This is a genomic window from Streptomyces hirsutus (genome assembly GCF_001418415.1).
Lineage (GTDB): Bacteria > Actinomycetota > Actinomycetes > Streptomycetales > Streptomycetaceae > Streptomyces > Streptomyces hirsutus.
Genome location: NZ_LIQT01000057.1, coordinates 1 through 16,659, shown reverse-complemented (window position 1 = coordinate 16,659; position 16,659 = coordinate 1). Strand labels below are relative to the sequence as shown.

General features: G+C 70.3%; 10 protein-coding genes. 4 read left to right on the top strand and 6 right to left on the bottom strand.

The features are described 5' to 3' along the window. The first annotated feature begins 98 nt into the window (after nucleotides 1-98). The 3 genes from AOK11_RS05045 to AOK11_RS05030 all read left to right on the top strand — a co-directional run bounded on the left by AOK11_RS05045 (nucleotide 99) and on the right by AOK11_RS05030 (nucleotide 1,689). Entirely contained in the window at nucleotides 99-296 is a 198-nt protein-coding gene (locus AOK11_RS05045; protein WP_055592411.1) for a hypothetical protein, read from the top strand. Continuing rightward, nucleotides 293-496 (top strand): DUF397 domain-containing protein, encoded by a 204-nt coding sequence (locus AOK11_RS05040; protein WP_055592410.1) that lies wholly within the window; start codon nucleotides 293-295, stop codon nucleotides 494-496. Before AOK11_RS05045 ends, AOK11_RS05040 begins: the two co-directional genes overlap by 4 nt. An 893-nt stretch (nucleotides 497-1,389) precedes the next feature. After that, nucleotides 1,390-1,689 carry an NIPSNAP family protein gene (locus AOK11_RS05030; RefSeq protein WP_055592408.1) on the top strand — a complete coding sequence of 100 codons (300 nt, stop codon included), beginning with the start codon at nucleotides 1,390-1,392 and terminating at the stop codon, nucleotides 1,687-1,689. On the opposite strand, the gene AOK11_RS05025 is transcribed toward AOK11_RS05030, so the two are convergent. Next, complete coding sequence (locus tag AOK11_RS05025; protein WP_063793418.1) at nucleotides 1,683-5,261, bottom strand: WD40 repeat domain-containing protein; 3,579 nt, start codon at nucleotides 5,259-5,261, stop codon at nucleotides 1,683-1,685. The genes AOK11_RS05030 and AOK11_RS05025 overlap by 7 nt on opposite strands. A 382-nt stretch (nucleotides 5,262-5,643) precedes the next feature. Beyond that, complete coding sequence (locus AOK11_RS05020; protein ID WP_063793417.1) at nucleotides 5,644-7,557, bottom strand: ATP-dependent nuclease; 1,914 nt, start codon at nucleotides 7,555-7,557, stop codon at nucleotides 5,644-5,646. 759 nt (nucleotides 7,558-8,316) lie between these two features. On the opposite strand from AOK11_RS05020, the gene AOK11_RS42685 reads away from it, so the two are divergent. Continuing rightward, entirely contained in the window at nucleotides 8,317-11,586 is a 3,270-nt protein-coding gene (locus AOK11_RS42685; RefSeq protein WP_157869284.1) for a type ISP restriction/modification enzyme, read from the top strand. Nucleotides 11,587-11,614: 28 nt separating this feature from the next. Here AOK11_RS42685 and AOK11_RS05010 read toward each other — a convergent pair whose 3' ends face one another. The 4 genes from AOK11_RS05010 to AOK11_RS04995 all read right to left on the bottom strand — a co-directional run bounded on the left by AOK11_RS05010 (nucleotide 11,615) and on the right by AOK11_RS04995 (nucleotide 16,595). Next, complete coding sequence (locus tag AOK11_RS05010; RefSeq protein WP_055592405.1) at nucleotides 11,615-12,031, bottom strand: hypothetical protein; 417 nt, start codon at nucleotides 12,029-12,031, stop codon at nucleotides 11,615-11,617. Nucleotides 12,032-12,143: 112 nt separating this feature from the next. Next, complete coding sequence (locus AOK11_RS05005; RefSeq protein WP_055592404.1) at nucleotides 12,144-14,312, bottom strand: UvrD-helicase domain-containing protein; 2,169 nt, start codon at nucleotides 14,310-14,312, stop codon at nucleotides 12,144-12,146. A gap of 64 nt (nucleotides 14,313-14,376) precedes the next feature. Next, nucleotides 14,377-16,020 carry a serine/threonine-protein kinase gene (locus AOK11_RS05000; RefSeq protein ID WP_055592403.1) on the bottom strand — a complete coding sequence of 548 codons (1,644 nt, stop codon included), beginning with the start codon at nucleotides 16,018-16,020 and terminating at the stop codon, nucleotides 14,377-14,379. A 110-nt stretch (nucleotides 16,021-16,130) separates the two neighbouring features. Beyond that, nucleotides 16,131-16,595: an ATP-binding protein gene (locus tag AOK11_RS04995; RefSeq protein WP_055592402.1), complete on the bottom strand. Its 465-nt coding sequence runs from the start codon at nucleotides 16,593-16,595 to the stop codon at nucleotides 16,131-16,133. Between the last annotated feature and the right edge of the window lie 64 nt (nucleotides 16,596-16,659).

Below are 16,659 nucleotides of genomic sequence, written 5' to 3'. Positions count from 1 at the left end.
TGGCTCGGGGGCGTGGGGGGGGGTGTCCGGATAGGTCCGGTTCCTATGTTCAGTGCCTTGTTTGACGCTGCATGGAAAGGAAGGGTTGTACCGGAGGCATGTCTGTTTTGCTGAAGAAGGTCACCTCTTCTCCTAAAAAGATCGTTTCGAGCGTTGAGGTACGCAACGACAGCCGGCTCCTCAGCGAGCGGAGGTCGGTGCGTGAGTACGAGGAGCAGTACGGCATCCTGCGTGCTCAGGCCCTGACGCCATGCGAGTCCCTGGGGCTCCTCGAAAAGATGCTGGGAGAGCTATGAACACGGAAGACACGGCGTACGGTGACACCAATCTGCCCTGGTGTGTCAGCAGTTACAGCACGGGGTCGGGCGGAGAGTGCGTTGAGGTCGCGCTTACGGCCGGCGGCGTACATGTGCGTGATTCGAAGCGCGTGGCGCAGGGCGGGCCCGTGCTGAAGGTCGGCTCGGCGGCGTGGTCGGCCTTGCTTGAAGCGATGTGAGCCTGATGCAGTCGTGAGCCGTCCGTCTGATGGCCGGTCGAGCCGGTGGGCTCCGACGGACAAGCTCGCCATCGCCTACGAGAGCGCACTCCACCTCGCAGCCGTCTTGATCTGGGCGCGATCACGGAAAGCTGAGGTCGCCCACTTGCCAGGGAATGTCTGACTCAGGGTCTGGCCGTGGCGTCGACTGCCTGCGCCCGGCAGTCCGAGCACCTTCCGGACCTCCTCGCGACGAACAGATGCCGGTAGACCGTCACCTGACGCCGAGGGATGCCGCAGAGCGTCGCCTCATCCGCCAAGGCGTGCTCCAGAGCAGGGGCACCTGTCTCCCGGCATGCCGTGAAGCACGTCGAGGCAAGCCCGAACGTGAACCTGAAGGATCGGAGGTGGTGACCAAGATGTGGCATGGCCGCTACCCTCGCACGTGGCCCGATCAGCGTGAAGTCAAAGGGACAGGCCCCAGTGGGTGTTGCGAACCGGCGATGTGCTGCTTGAGCGCCGCGAACTCGCTCGCCCCCTTCACGAGTCGACAGGCGCCGGTGTCTGGGTCGACGAGTATGGGCCAGTTACCGCCGACGCGGATCTGACGCCCGTCCTCGTCCCTCGCGGTGGGGCGCCAGGTGAAGCCGAACCTGCCCGTGACGAACGGAGTTGTCCACAGACCCAGTTCAAAGGCCCACTCGTCCCACCGATCGGTCAAGCCACGACCGAAATCCTCCGCGAGTCGCCTCGCCTCCCCCTTTTCCAAACGCCAGCGGGTTGTCGACGTCCCAGTCGGGCACGCGCCCTCTGGCGTACGGTTGGAACGGCCACTCAGGCCGGTCTTCCGGCATGCCCGGGCGGGGCATCGGGGTGGTCTGCCGGTTGCCTCGACTCGACAGGAGAACCGCTCGATGCCCAGGACCACGCAGCTGCGTACGTACACCGTCCGCGACGGGCTGCTCGACGATTGGGTGGAGCGGTGGCGCAGTGACATCGTGCCGCTGCGGCTGAAGCTGGGCTTCGAGATCGGCGGGGCCTGGACGGACCGGGAACGCAACCAGTTCATCTGGTTGATCTCCTACGAGGGGCCCGAGACCTTCGCGGAGCGCAACGCGCTGTACTGGGCGTCGCCCGAGCGCAAGGCGATGGGCCTCGACCCGGGCGACTACCTCCTGCACACCGACGACCGCACGGTCGAGCAGCGCTACTGACCGCTTGCGGGAGCCGGGTCCGGCGGCAGCAGGTGCTGCCGCCGCTCCTCCGCGTCCAGGGTGCGAAACACCCGCCCGCGCGCCCGTGCCTCCAGCCGGTCGTAGTCGGGGTCGGCCGGCCATACGCGCGCGGTGCCGTCGGCGGACGCGGTGAGCAGGCGCGTGCCGTCCGCGGACCATGCCACCGAGGTCACCTTGTCCCGGTGGACGCCGATGACCGCAAATTCCTCGAACGTGGTGGCGGACCAGAGCCGGACCGTCCGGTCGTCCGATCCGGTCGCGATACGGAGGCCGTCCGGCGACCAGGCGACGGCCCGGACCCTGCCCTTGTGTCCCTTCAGCACGTCGAGGCGGCGGCCGGTCGCCGCGTCCCACACGGCGGCCGTCCAGTCACCGGAAGCCGTGGCCACCCGCTCCTCGTCGGGGGACCAGGCGGCGTCTTCCACGTAGTTGCCGTGCCCGCGCAGCACGGTCAGCTGGGTGCCGTCGGTGGTGTCCCACAGGCGACAGGTGCGGTCGTCGGAGCAACTGGCCAGCTTCCGCCCGCTGGGTGACCACGCCACGCGGCCCACCCAGTCCTGGTGCCCGGTCAGTTTGCGCAACTCCGTACCGTCGACGGCGGACAGGAGACGTACGGTGCCGTCGTGGCCGCCGGTCGCGATCCGCCGGGCGTCCGGGGACCACGAGCACCCCTCGACGGGCTCGCCGTGCAACTCGAACACCGTATGGCCGACGCCGTCCACGACGCGGAACAGTCCGTCGGCGGTGCCGAGGGCGATGCGCCCGCCGTGCGGAGCCCAGGCCACGCTCCACACCCGCTCGCCGAGCGCCGTCACCGGCCCGGAGGGCGCACCGGAGTCCGCGCTCCAGATCCGCGCGGTGCCGTCGTCCGAGGCGGTGGCGAGGATGCTGCCGTCACCGGACCACACGGCCTGGTTCACCGGCCCTTCGTGTCCTTGGAGCAGGACGGCCTCGGCGCCCTGGGGCCGAAGGTCCCACACCCGAGCGGTGCCGTCCGTCGACGCGGTGGCGAGCCGCGTGCCCGACGGTGACCATACGACGGTCCACACCGTGTCGGTGTGGCCGCGCAGCACCGCGACCTCCTTCGCGTCCTCGGTGCGGACGACACGCACCGTCCGGTCGGACGACGGGGTCGTGAGCAGTCGGCCGTCCGGCGAGAAGGCCGGGTTCCACACGTAGTCGGTGTGGCCGCGCAGCAGAAGCCGCAGCGCGCCCGTGCGGGCGTCCCAGATCCGGGCGGTGTGGTCGCCGGACCCGGTGGCCAGCGATTCCCCGTCCGGCGACCACGCGATGCCCTCCACGAACTCGGTGTGGCCGGTCAGGGTCGTCGTGGCCGCTGCCGTGGCCGCGTCCCAGACGATCACCGTTCGGTCGTGGGAGGCCGTGGCCAGACGCGAGCCGTCCGGTGACCAGGCCACGCCCCACACGTCACCCGTGTGACCGCGCAGTTCGTGCACGAGACGGCCGGTGTCGGCTTCCCACACCCTGGCCACCTGGTCCTTGAACGTGGCGGCGATCCACAACCCGTCCGGCGACCACGCCACCTGCCGTCCGATGTCCCCGGCCCCGGTGAGCTGCCGGACCGGTTCACCGGACGCGACATCCCAGACGCGTACGACTTGGTCGCGGCCGGCGGTGGCCAGCCGGGTCGCGTCGGGGGAGAAGGACACCGACTCGACCATGGCCCCGTCGCACGGCAGCACGCACAGCGAACGCCCTGATTCCGCGTCGTACACCCGGGCCGTACCGTCCCGGGACGCGGTGGCCAGCAGGCGCCCGTCGGCGGACCAGGCGACGTCCCGGACCGTGTCCGCATGCCCGTCCAGCCGGGTACGGAGGTGACTGGCGGCGAGCGCCGTCAGCAGCCCGCGCCGCGCGGCCGGCGTCGGCGCGCACTCGCCGAGCGCGGCCAGGGAGAGCAACAGTGCCTGCTCCGGCTCGGTCTCCGCGCTCGCGAGTACCTGACGGCCGATGCTGTCGGAGACCCGGCTGAGGAAGGCCAGGTCCCGGCGTTGCGAGGCGTCGACGATCGCGCGGGCGGGAGCCGAGGCCTGCCCGGCCTCCTCCAGTGCGGCCAGCCACCGCTGGGCGACGGCGAGGCGTTCTCCGGTGAGGAGGTAGTCCACGCTGCGTCCGGAGCGTTCCCAGTCCGCGGCCCAGCGTTCCAGCTCGGCTCGCTCCCGCAGCCGTTCCGCCCTGGCCTCCGCCTCCTGCCGCAGGGGAGCCCACTGACGGAACAACGCCTCGTGCGTCACCTCGGCGTAAGCGTCCCCACGACCGCCCGGATCCGCTGCCGTCCCCTCCGCCGTGTCGGTCCGGATGAGGCGTGCGTCGATGAACGCGTCCACCACGTACCGCTCCTGGACGGTGAGTTCGGACAACCGCACCGGACGGCGGGCGAGGTCCCGCTCCTCCAGGGTGACGAACTTCAGCAGCACCCGCAGGGCGAACTCGATGCCGTCCGGGACGGCGAGAGCAGCCACGGTGTTGTCCGCCTGCCGGGCCAGCGCCCCTGCCACGCCTCCGAGTTGCCGGTATGCCTCCTCGGTCACCGTGCCGCCGGGGCCGCAGGCGAAGTACAGCTCCTGGAGAAGGTAGGCGAGCAGAGGCAGCGCGTCGTCCGTACCGGTGTCGTCCACGATGGTCTCGACGAGACCCGGAGCGAACGAGATGTCCACCAGGGCACCCGGCCGCTCGACCACTTGGGCGAGCTGGGCCCTGGTCAACGTGCCGATCGCCACCGGGTGCTGCAGGAGCCGGGCATGCCCCGTCCCGAGGAGACGCCCCAGCAGGTCCACCCGGCACGTGGCCAGGACCCGGACGGAGGGTTCCTGCCGGAGACACGTGTGCAGCGTTTCCAGGAACTGGGCCTGTTCCCGCTCACCCGCGAGGGTGACGAGCTCCTCGAACTGGTCGACGACGAGCAGGACCCGCCGGAACTGACCGCCCCGCAGCCGGGACAACTCGGCCGCCAGGTTCCCCGGTCCCTGCCGCAGACGCCGCAGCACCACATCGGCCGACTCCCTGCCGCCACCGGCCACGGCCAGGGACGCGGCCAGGGAGTGGAGCGGGTTCGACCCCGGCGAGAACGCCGGCACGATCGTCCACCGGCGTCGGCGCAGCCGGGGCAGCACCCCGGCTCGCACCAGTGAGGACTTGCCGCTGCCGGACGCTCCCGTCAGCAACAGGAACCGGTCGGCGGGGCGGGACGCGGTGGCGTGCAGCCTGCGCGTCAACTCGGCGGCTTGAGCCTCCCGGCCGAAGTAGACCGCCGCCTCGTCCTCGTCGTAGGCGTCCAGACCCGGATACGGGATGCGGTTGCGCGGCCAGTCCGCCTGCGCGGGAGCAGGGTTCTCCAGCCGGTACACGACGACCTGCCCGACCACCATGGCCACGACCAGCAGCCCGATGGCCGGTACGGATCCCCGCCGGATCAACTCCAACGCCCAGGGCGCGTCGTCCGTGCTGGTGGCGTAGTTGGTGGCGATGCCGAGCAGGCAGGCGACGAGCGCCAGCATGACTTGGAGCGCCACCTGCATCCGGTGCCTCATCCGGCACCCCTCACGATCGCGCCCTTACCCGCCCGCACGCAGAGCCCCCGTTCCGCCGACCGCCTCGCACTCGGCCTTCACCACCTGCGGCGGAAGGCCGAAGGACCATCCTCGGGGGCTCCGTGGACGCGATCAACACCGCATGCCGTATTCGGCCACATCGATGACCTGGCCCGCATCACCGGAAGCCGGGCCAACGGCTGTATCAGGGCACCTCGGGCAGGACAGATTTGACGTGCCGCCCTTGGCCCTGGTGTTCCTTCTCCAGCACTTTTTACCCCCGGTCCGACACCTCGGCCCCGCTTCTGCCAAGAACGGGCTGGGCCGGTCCTACCAGGGGACACGGGAGCCGCGGCAACGAGTCCGGGGGAAAGGAGAGGTGCTACGGCCGGGGCATCGGCTGTCTGATCAGGTCCATGGCGTTTTCCAGCAGCGAGTGCAGCACCTTCGGCTCACCGTTGGCGGTGCGCGCGGCTTCGGCGTACGTCGGCACGTGCTTGCCCTGGACGTAGCCGGCACCCTGCTTGATCAACTCCTGGCAGCGGGCGGTCCACGCGGGCCAGTCGTCCTTGAGGTACGTTTCGAGGTCGTCCTCGAAGACCGTGTAACTCGCTTCGGATACGGTCGAAGGGCTTGCCGCAGTGAGAACGCGCAGGTAGTCGAAGATCTTTTTGTTCTTCCCGCTCGACTCCCGAAGCCTCGTATCCCTCTTCTCCCTTTTCTCCTGGCTCTCGTTGGCCGGACCGGCCTGGTTCTTCGGCCCTGTGTCCGCGTCGAAGACGAGGTAGCAGTGCACGCCGAAGCCGGTGAGGATGGCGTGGCAGAGGAGCATGTTGTCCTTGCCCTCGGCGTTCAACACGCAGATGCCTTCGGCTCCGAGGTTGAGCCCCTGACGCTCGGCGAAGGCGAGGAGGATGCCTTCGTCCGTCACGCCCTCGACCACGACGGTGACGTTGGCGAACAGTGCCTCGGCGAGGTCCTTCACATAGCGGGTGGCCCCTCGCCGCGCGATCGACTTCTCTTCCACGTATCCGTCGAGCGACTGCCGCAACTGCGCTTCGGTGAGTTCCCACAGATGCACTTCGGGGTGGTCGCCGCCGGGGACGCGGTACAGCCTGCGGACCTGCCGGTAGTCGCTCGGGTTGATGAACACCGGGCTGTGGGTCGCGTACATCACCTGGGTCTGGTCCTCGGCCGACTCGACCAGGCTGCGCAGCACCTGCGCGAAGACCCTGGTCTGCGCCGGGTGCTGGAACAGCTCGGGCTCCTCGATCGCCAGGAACAGGGAACGCGTGCCGCTTTCGGGACGGCGGCATTCCGAGAGGTACCGGAGCGCGGCGATGATCAGCGCGCGCTGGAATCCGTGGCCCTGGCGCCGAACCGGCGTGAGGGCCGCTCCGTCGCGGATGTTGACGGCGAACGCGGTCCTGGTCCGCTTCGGGACCTGGGCCGTCGGGGTGACGACGACGTGCCGTCCGGTGGTGAAGCGGGCGACCTCCTGGGAGAGGGCACCGGACAGATGCGTGAGCACTGGCGCGTAGATCTCCTCGTGCACCTTCTCGCGCGCCGCCCGGGCGTCCTCGTCGATGGCCGTGAACTGGGCTTCCGCCTCTGAGCGGTCGACCGCGTGCTCGAGGATCCGGCCCACCACGGACGCTTTGTTGTCGTCGGTCTCCTCGTACGCCCGCAGGTCGGCGGAGATGAAGACGAAGTCGATCAGCTTGCCGAGCACTCCCTGGCCGGCGAAGCCGAAGAACTGCGTGCTCTCGACCTCGGCTTCGGTGAGCCGGTCGCGGTGCCTCGCCTCCCAGGAACGCATCTCCGTTTCGGCGTTGTCCCAGCTGCGGACGGGGGGCAGGTCGAGTGCCGGGTCGCTGTCGCGTAAGGCCTTGTACGCGGCGGTCTTCTCCCGGCTTCCGGTGCCCTGCCGGATCTGCTCGAAGGGGGAATAGGCCAGGGCCTTGCCCGTGATGCGGTCCTCCCCGTTCTCCCAGGTGCGCCAGATGCTCAGGCTCTCCACGCCTTCCGGCGCGTAGTGGCCGAGCGCGGCGCGGTCGGAATCGGTGAGCCCGTCGAACTCGACCTCCACACGGATCCGCTGGGTCTCCGCGGCCGAGTGGACGTCCTCCTCGCTGAGGGTGCCGCCCTTCTCTCCGTTGAAGAACCAGTCGAGAGCACGCAGGACGGTGGACTTGCCGACGCCCGTCGGGCCGATGAGCGAGGTGATGGAGTCGAAGGAGACATCGAGGCTGCGCAGGCAGCAGAAGTTCTCGATGCGGACACGCTTGATCTTCACGGTTTTCCTGACGTGTGACGGAACGGGATGCCCGGCTTCGGGCCGTGGGCCGAATCCGAGGCCACGGCTCAAGTGCGGGACGACGCGTTGGCGCTGGATGCCCATGGGGCATTGGGGGGACATGTGCTTCCGGTGGTGGCCCCCCAGCCACCACCGGAAGCATGAGCACCTAACCATGACGGTGAAAGCACTGTCAATCTCCAATGCTCGAGGGGGAGGTGTGTTCGAATGTCGGTGAGGGTGCGATGGCTGCGTGCTCGCGGCCGTCGTCCCGAGCTGCCTGGTCGCGGCGGGACGCCGTGCGGCGGCTGGCGGGGCGCGGGGCATCGCGAGAAGCCGGATGGCCTTCAGTGGCCGGCGTTGCGGAGCGGCACGTCCAGGGAGTCGCTGGTGGAGTGGCGTGCCAGTCACATGTGCTTGGCGAGGTGTGTCAAGAGTCAACCACGGCTTATGGATTGACAGTGCTTTCAATGTTTGCTTGTCTGGTGTGGCTTTCGTTGGGCCGGTGAGGCCGCCCCGTGAACGGGGCCCGCTCCTGTCGGGTGCGCGAGCTGGAGTGTGAGCGGGGGCGTGTCATCGTGGCGCGCGCCCTTTGCTGAGTGCATACACCACCGGGAAGGTCGTCCAGAGGGCTGACGCACCGCCATGTCCTTGTCAGCATGGACGCGGTGGGGGCCCCGGGGACCGTGCGCCGGTGTCAGTGATCGTGTCCTTGGGGGGACCATGGGTGGGGACCAGTACGGGTGGCTTCGTGCTGCCGTGTCGCAGTTCGGTGGTATGTGCAAGGACAAGCTGTCCGGGGGCGGTGGCCAGGAGGCCGCGATTCGCGGACCGCTGGAAGTCCTGCTCCGAGTGGTGAGCGAACACCACGAACAGCACCGGGTGAGCTGGCACGACGAGTACCCGCTGCCGGATCTCGGTGTCCGGCCCGACTACGCGGTGAGCGTGGACGGGGAGATCAGCGGCTACGTCGAACTCAAGCGCCCAGGGCTGTCCGTCGATCCGGACACCTTCGGCCGCGGCAACCGGGAGCAGTGGCACAAGCTCCGGGACCTGCCCAACCTGCTGTACTCGAACGGCACGGAGTGGCGGCTCTTCCGTGGCGGTCGGCAGGTCGGCGAGACGGTGTTCTTCGCCGGCTCGCTGCGGAGCGCGGGCGAGAAACTCGCCGTACCCGACCCACTGGCCTTCGACGCGCTGCTCCAGCAGTTCCTCGGGTGGAAACCCGAGCCGATCAGACACGTCGCCCGCCTCGTGCAGGAGATCGCCCGCCTGTGCAGGCTGCTGCGGGCTGCCGTTCAGGAACAGCTGGCGGCCGAGGCCAGGTCGTCCGCGCCCGACGACGATGTGTGCGCACGACCCTTCACCGGCCTCAAGAACGACTGGCGCCGCTACCTCTTCCCGTCTGCCGACGACGGGACCTTCGCCGACGGTTTCGCCCAGACCGTCACCTTCTCGCTCCTGCTGGCCCACACGGAAGGCATCCCGCTCGCGCCCGGCTCCTTCCACGAGATCGGCCGCCGCCTGGACGACGGCCACGCCCTCATGGGCAAGGCGCTCCAGCTCCTGACGGACAATGTCAACGCGCGCTTCACCGTCACGCTCGACCTGCTGACGCGTACTGTCGCGCAGGTGGACTGGCCGGCCGTCCGCAGCGGGAACCGGGACGCCTACCTCCACCTCTACGAGCACTTCCTCACGGTCTACGATCCGGGCCTGCGTCAGAGGAGCGGCTCGTACTACACGCCCCGCGAAGTGGTCGAGGAGATGATCCGTCTCACCGAGGACGTCCTGCGCACCCGACTCGGCCGGGAACACGGCTTCGCCGACGACGACGTACGGATCGTCGACCCCGCCATGGGCACCGGCACCTTCCTGCACACCGTCATCGAGCGCGTCGCCGAACAGGCCGCCGAGCGTCACGGGCCGGCGATGGCCCGCGACGCCGTACAGCGGCTCGCCTCCCGGCTCTACGGCTTCGAACTGCAGATGGGGTCCTTCGCCGTCGCCGAGCTGCGCGCCTCGGACCTGCTCAAGAAGTACGGCGTCCCGGTGCCCGAGGGCGGTCTCAACCTCTTCGTCACGGACACCCTGGACAACCCGTACGCCGAGGAGGAGTACCTGGCATCCACGTACGAGGCGCTCGCCCAGTCGCGCAGACGCGCCAACAAGGTCAAGGCGGACACCCCGATCACCGTCGTCGCCGGCAACCCGCCGTACGACGACAAGGCCGAGGGGCGCGGCGGCTGGGTGGAGAAGCGCGCCGACGGCAGGGAAACGCCGCTGCTCGACGACTTCCGCCACGCGGGCAACGGCCGCTACGAGCACATCCTCAAGAACATGTACGTGTACTTCTGGCGGTGGGCGACCTGGAAGGTGTTCGACGCCCACGCCGAGGACCGGCACGGAGTGGTCTGCTTCATCACCCCGTCCGGGTGGGCCACCGGTCCCGGCGGGCGCGGTATGCGGGACTATCTTCGGCGGACCTGCGACGAGGGCTGGATCGTCAACCTCTCTCCGGAGGGCCAGCGTTCCGATGTCGCCACCCGCGTCTTTCCAGGGGTCGCCCAGCCGCTCGCCATCTTCGTCTTCGTCCGCCGGGCGGGGACGGAACGAGGACCGGAGCACCGGGCGCGCGTGCACTACCGGGCCGTGTCGGGGAAGCGTGCGGACAAGTTCCGCCAGTTACGGGCGATCCGGGTGGACGACGACGGATGGCGGGACACGCACACGCATCCGACACGGCCGCTGACGCCGGTGACGGAGTCGGGCTGGGAGGAGTTCCCCGAGCTCAACGACCTGTTTCCCTGGGGCAGTCTGGGTGTCACGTCGAACCGTTCATGGGTGAGCGCACCCTCGGCGGAGATCCTGCGCCGCCGATGGGCGACGCTGATACGCGAGTCCGACCCGGCCCACCAGGCGGAACTCTTCAAGGAGACGCGTGACCGGACTCTGACAGGCAGGCGAGACCCGTTACCCGGCCAGTCCACTCCCAGGCATCCGCTCGCCGAGGAACACGACACCACCCCGCACCTCGTGCTCATGGCCCTGCGCAGCTTCGACCGCCAACACCTCATCGCCGACAACCGCGCACTCGACTATCCGCGCCCCGACCTGTGGGCGGCGGCCCAGCGCGGCGGACAGCTCTTCCTCAACCAGCAGTCGTCGCATCCGATCGACTCCGGCCCCGCGCTGGTCGCCACGCACCTGATCCCCGACACGCACCACTTCAACGGCCGCGGCGGCCGCACCATGCCGCTGCTGCACCCCGACGGCTCCGTCAACACCGCGGCCGGTCTCCTGCCCCACCTCGCACGGACGCTCGGCCGTGCCCGGATCGAGGCCGAGGACCTGGCGGCGTACGCCGTCGCCGTCGCGGGGCACTCCGCCTTCACCCGGCGGTTCACCGAGGAACTGCTGACTCCGGGCGTACGGCTCCCGCTCACCCGCGACGGCGCCCTCTGGGACGAGGCCGTCGCCCTCGGCCGCCAGGTCCTGTGGGCGTCCACCTTCGGAGCCCGGTGCGCCGACCCCGCACAGGACCGCCCGGTCGGCAGCCCGGAGTTCCCGTCCGGAGACCCGCGCAGGGTGCGGTACGACACCCACATCGGCGACACGCTTCCCGAGCGGATACGACACGACGCCGAGTCGGGGGCGCTGCACGTCGGTGAGGGGAAGTTCGCCCCCGTGCCGGAAGCGGTGTGGACGTACGACGTCGGCGGAATGCCGGTCGTCAAGAAGTGGTTCGGCTACCGGAAGGCCTCACCCAACAGCAAGAAGACCAGTCTCCTCGACGACATCCACGTCGACACCTGGCCGTCCGAGTGGACGACTGAACTCATCGAACTGCTCTCGGTCCTGCGCCGCCTGACCGATCTCGCCCCTGCTCAGGACGCCCTGCTCGCCGCGGTTCTGGCCGGCCCGGTGGTGACGGAGGACGAACTGAGAGCGGCGGGGGTGCTGCCCGTACCCCCCTCAGCACGCAAGTCCCGGCACCCGGCGGTCGACGGGCTCTTCCCCGATGACTGAACGGTGATCGATTCGTGCGAGCCGCGCGTCAGCCGCACTGCTCCGGAGCGGCCGCGGCGGTGACCGCTGCTCGTAGAGTGATCTCGCCCTGAGCCAGCAGACGGAGTGTCGGGGCGAGGCGGGGACATGTCCTCTCCACCGCATCGGCGAAGCGCACCACGTCACCGAGGCGGGCGTGCGCGGCACTGAGCTGCGCCTCGTAGTGAACGGCCGTGCCGAGATCGGTGACCCGCGCGCACCCTGCTTCCGGCACGACAAGCCCGAGGAGGACGAGCCGGCGCAGGTCCGCCGGCGTCACCTCGTGATCCAGACCCCGCGCGCTCACCTCTTCCTCACTGACCCCCGTGGCGATGTCACCGTCCTCCCGGACCGGGAGGGGCGCGAGCACCAGCTCCGCCAGCAGGCGGGCCTGTGAGTCCGTGAGCACCACGTGGGGCAGTGACATGGAAACATCCCTAGCACACCCGGGCGGGCACCGCGGGGCCGCCACGGCACTCCGGAGAAGCCGGAGGCTGCCGCGCGGACCCGCTGCCGGAGGCCGACCCGGCTGAGGCGGCTCAGGCGGCGTCGGTGACGCCCGCCTCGGCCAGGAACGGGCTCGGTTCGCCCGGCCAGGAGACGTACAGGCTGTCCCGGGCCCGCGTGCAGGCGACGAAGAGCAGGCAGCGTTCGGACATCAGGTCCGTCTCGTGCTGCTTGGGATCCACCTCGGGCGGGGTGACCGCCTTCGGGAACGGCAGCGCCTCGTCGTTGACGCCGATCACGGCGACGCAGCGGAACTCCAGCCCCTTGAACGAGTGCATCGTCCCGACCCGCACGGCCGTCGCCTCGGCCGCCGCGGACTCGCCGGTGGCGGTGCGCAGCGTCACCGCGGGGATGCCGGCGTCCTTCAGGTGCGCCACCGCCTTCCCGCACGTCTTGTTGAACCGGGCGCTCACCCCGATCTCCCCGGCGCCGACACCCGCGTCCATCCACGCCCGCACCTGGGCGACGAGCAGGTCAAGTTCGGCCTCCTCGGTCGTCGCGCCCCGCACGGCGGGCCCGTCGCCGTGCAGGGCGGAGCGGTACCCGAGCAGGGTCTCGTTGCGGCCGTCGTCCTCCAACTGGGAGATCGGACGGCCGATGAGCAGTGCAGTGGACCAGCGCAGGATCTCCTGTGTACTGCGGTAGTTCTTGCGCAGCTTCACCGACCGCCCGGTCACCTTGATGCCGAGCGACTTCAACGACACCTTCGAGTCGTAGATGCGCTGATGCGGGTCGCCCGCGATGAACAGGTCGTCCGGGCGGGCCGGGACGGCCGCGCGCAGCAGGCGCCACTGCGCCGGATGCAGGTCCTGCGCCTCGTCCACCACCACGTGCCGGTACTGCGGCCCCTTCGCCTCCAGTAGCCGCGCCGCCTCCGCACACGTCTGCAGCCAGGTGCGGCACCCGTCTGCCGCGAGGTCGGCCGTGAACCGCTCCACCGTCTCCCACACCAGCGGCCGTTCGGCCGCCGTCAGCCGACTGCCGCGGCCCCGCCGGTCCGCCGCCTCGTACTCGGCCAGGGTGCCGACGCCCTGGGCCAGGACGACGTGCCGGTACTCCTGCGCGAGGAACTGCGCGCTGCCGGTGAAGCCCGTCGCCTTGGCGGCCTTGTCCCAGCGGCTCACCTCCTCGTTGCTCATCAGCGGTCGCAGGGCCACCGCGCCCGGCGCCTCCGCGACGACACGGCTGGCGAAGCCGTCCACCGTCGAGATGTCCACACGCTCGCGCAGCTCCGGGTCGTCCACCAGGGACTCCAGGCCCGAACGGAGTGCGTTGACCAGTGCGTTGGTGTACGTCGTGAGCAGGATGCGGTCGCCGTCACGCAGGTGCCCGAGCAGGTGCTTGACCCGGTGCAGCGCTACGACGGTCTTGCCGGTGCCCGGCCCGCCGGTGACCTGCGCGGGCCCCGAGTACGACGCCCGGTAGGCCACCTTCCGCTGCGAGGGGTGCAGGAACACCCGCCAGGCCGCGAAGGGCTTCTCGAGGATGTCCCGCAGCTCCTCCGACGCCGTGACCAGCGCGATCCGTGCCCGGCTGTGCCGGATCGCCGTCTCGAAGTCCTGTGTGTCGACCGGCTGCGTCGCCGCCTGGAGGGCGGGCGCGACGATGTCCTGCCACACCTCCTCGACCGTGCAGCCCTCCGCGAGGTACTGGAGCACCTCGCGCTGGTCCTGTGGCAGCAGCGGCGCGAAGACCTCCAGCTGCTCCTTGTCGACGAGCGACCGGGCCTGCCGCAGCGTCTCGGCGTCGATGCCGAGCGCGTTCAGGTCCCCGTCGGAGAACTTCTCGAACAGCCGCGCCTTCGGCGAGGTCTGTGCCACCCGCTCGTACGCCGGCGTGATCTCGTCCAGGGTGGCCGCGTCCCGGATCTCCACGGCCCGGGTCACCGTGTTGATCGTGGACTTCTGCTTCCTGGCCCAGGCGATCGCCTTGTCGTGCTGCATGACCCGCAGCAGGACGAAGGTGTCCCCGGTCGTCGGGGCGAGGACGACACCACGCCAGAACAGGTCGATGCGGATCGTCCGGATCTGCTTGTCCCGCGGCTTCTGCAGACTCTCCAGCTTCAGCCCCGGATCCTTGAAGAGCTGGTCGAGACTGAGCCGGTCGAACTTCTCCCAGGCGTCGAGCACGCCCTTCCTGACCGGTGGCTGGAGCTTGGGGAGTTCGGCAAAGAAGCCGATGTCGAAGGCGAGCTGCGGCATGGAGCGATCCTAGGGGCCGAGGAAGTCGTCGTGCTGGGGGCAGAGGGGGGCCGGGAAAGGGGACTCACGTGGGCGAGCTGGAGGCGTCGCCGTCGAGGTCCAGGCGGATCACCGCCAGCGTCTCGGCGACCTCGGCCGTGAGGTCGTGGTCCGGGCCGAACACCAGGCACAGGTCCTCGTGCAGCGGGTCCAGGACGTTGAACGCCTCCGCTGCCCGCCCCTGCGCGAGCAGCAGCATGCCGATGTCGCGGCGCAGCTCCACGGCGTTCTCGCTGACGTCGCCGTCGATCGACCGTACGGAGTCCAGTACGCCCCGCAGTCCGGCCAACGCCTCGGTCGCCCGGCCCAGTTCGCCGTTGCAGCGGGCCGCCTGCGCCCGGCAGTCCAGCGTCGCCTCGTGGTGCGGGCCGGCGACCCGGGCGTACGCGTCGGCCAGCGCCTCGAACTCCGGCAGCGCGGCCCGGTGATCGCCGGCCAGTTGACGGCTGAAGGCCCGGCGCCTGCGCAGCGCGAGGACCGCCTTGCTCTCCGAGCCGAGCACCAGGGCCGCCGTCTCGATCATCTCGCCGACCACCTCGGCGGCCTGCGAGAAGCGGTCCTCGTCCCACAGTGCGGCGCAGTGTTCGTACACCTCGCGGATCTGCTCCCGCAGCTCCTCGCGCTGCGCGGGCGGCAGCATCGGCGCCGCAGCCCCTGCCGCGTCGGGCCCGGTGCCGGCCGCGGTGGCCCGCGCGCCTACGGCTCCGGCACGCGAGCGGGGCGCGTACGGGCGGCGGAACACCCCGGTCGGGTCGGGCGCCCCGACCGGGCCCGCCTCACCCGGCAGCCGCGCGTCCTCCGTGTCCTCCGCGTCGTCCGTCGGCGACGGCAGGAACGGACGCAGCCGCTCGTACACCGCCTGCACGTCCACCGGGCGCGCTTCGGGCGCCTTGCGGAGCAGGTCCAGGACGAGTTCCTCCAGCTCCGCGGGCACCTCCGCGCGCAGCTGCCGCAGCGGTGTCGGCGCGGCCGAGATGTGCTGGGTCATCAGCTGGAACTCGCTGTCCCCGGCGAACACCGGTCGCCCGCACAGCAGCTCGTGCAGCACGCATCCGAGCGCGTACAGGTCGGTGCTCGGGGTGACCCGCGCGCCCCGCACCTGCTCCGGCGCCATGTACTGGTACGTGCCGATGGGGCTGCCCGTCGCCGTCAGCTTGGTGACGTCGGTGCGCAGGATGGCCGCGATGCCGAAGTCCAGCACCTTCACCGTGCCGTCCCGGGCCACCAGGATGTTGCTCGGCTTGAGGTCCCGGTGCACCACGGGCACCTCGTGCGCGTGCGACAGCACCGTGGCGACCTGCGCGGCCACGGCCACCGCCCAGCTGACCGGAAGGAGTTCGCCCGGGTGCACGTACGCGGTCAGCGGGACGCCGTCGACCAGCTCCATCACCAGGAACAGCTGGTCGTACGACTCGTCCAGCACCGCGTCGTACACCTGCGGCACGCCCGGGTGCTGGATCCGCGCGGTGACCCGCGCCTCCCGCCGGAACCGCTTCTCGAACTCCTCGGCCAACTGCGGCGACGTCACTGCCTGGGGGCGCACCAGCTTCACGGCGACGGGCCGGTCCAGCACCGCGTCGAAACCACGCCACACGTCGCCCATACCGCCGTGACTGAGGGGTTCGAGCAGGTCGTACCGATCCGCGATCCGTCGTGTGTCGTCCGGCACGTGGCCCCGCCCCGCCCCTCGTCCTCGCCCGTCGAGCGCCCGATGTGATCCAGGGGCATCTTGGCCGGTAAGCGACGGAAGAGTCCAGTTGGGGCGGGCGAGGGAGCGGTCTACGGGAGCGGGGGCGGTGAGATCAGGCCAGGCGCGGCGCACTCCGCCCAGACCGTCTTGCCGGGCCCGCCCGAACGGCGCGGGCAGCACCCCCACCGGTCGGCCAACGCCGCGACGAGCAGCAGCCCGCGCCCGTCCTCGCCGTCGGCCGACGGCGAGGACGGAGGCGCCGGCAGACGTTCCCCACGGGTGTCGCTCACCTCGATGCGCACGGTTCCGGTCGCGGTGTCGGCCGTCAGCAGCAGGTGGAAGTCGCGGCCGGCCACATGCCCGTGCCGTACGGCGTTGGCGCACAGCTCGGCCGCGACGAGCGTGACGACGTCGTGCGCGTCACTGCCGTACGGCACGCCCCAGACGTCCAGCCGGTGCCCGCACATGTGCCGGGCCAGCCGGGCGCCTCGCGGAGTCGAGCTGAAGCGCATCGCGAACCGGTGTGCGGTGAGAGGGGGTTGTGTTGCGGTCATGCGCTCACGGTGACGCTCCGTCGACCGGCGCGACCAGGAGTGACGCGCCGGTCGACGGAGCGTC

Bases quoted from the DNA above. Each gene is read 5' to 3' on its own strand.
- AOK11_RS05030 (WP_055592408.1), top strand. From the start codon at position 1,390: ATGCCCAGGACCACGCAGCTGCGTACGTACACCGTCCGCGACGGGCTG.
- AOK11_RS05010 (WP_055592405.1), bottom strand. From the start codon at position 12,031: ATGTCACTGCCCCACGTGGTGCTCACGGACTCACAGGCCCGCCTGCTG.
- AOK11_RS04995 (WP_055592402.1), bottom strand. From the start codon at position 16,595: ATGACCGCAACACAACCCCCTCTCACCGCACACCGGTTCGCGATGCGC.
- AOK11_RS05040 (WP_055592410.1), top strand. From the start codon at position 293: ATGAACACGGAAGACACGGCGTACGGTGACACCAATCTGCCCTGGTGT.
- AOK11_RS05045 (WP_055592411.1), top strand. From the start codon at position 99: ATGTCTGTTTTGCTGAAGAAGGTCACCTCTTCTCCTAAAAAGATCGTT.
- AOK11_RS05005 (WP_055592404.1), bottom strand. From the start codon at position 14,312: ATGCCGCAGCTCGCCTTCGACATCGGCTTCTTTGCCGAACTCCCCAAG.
- AOK11_RS05025 (WP_063793418.1), bottom strand. From the start codon at position 5,261: ATGAGGCACCGGATGCAGGTGGCGCTCCAAGTCATGCTGGCGCTCGTC.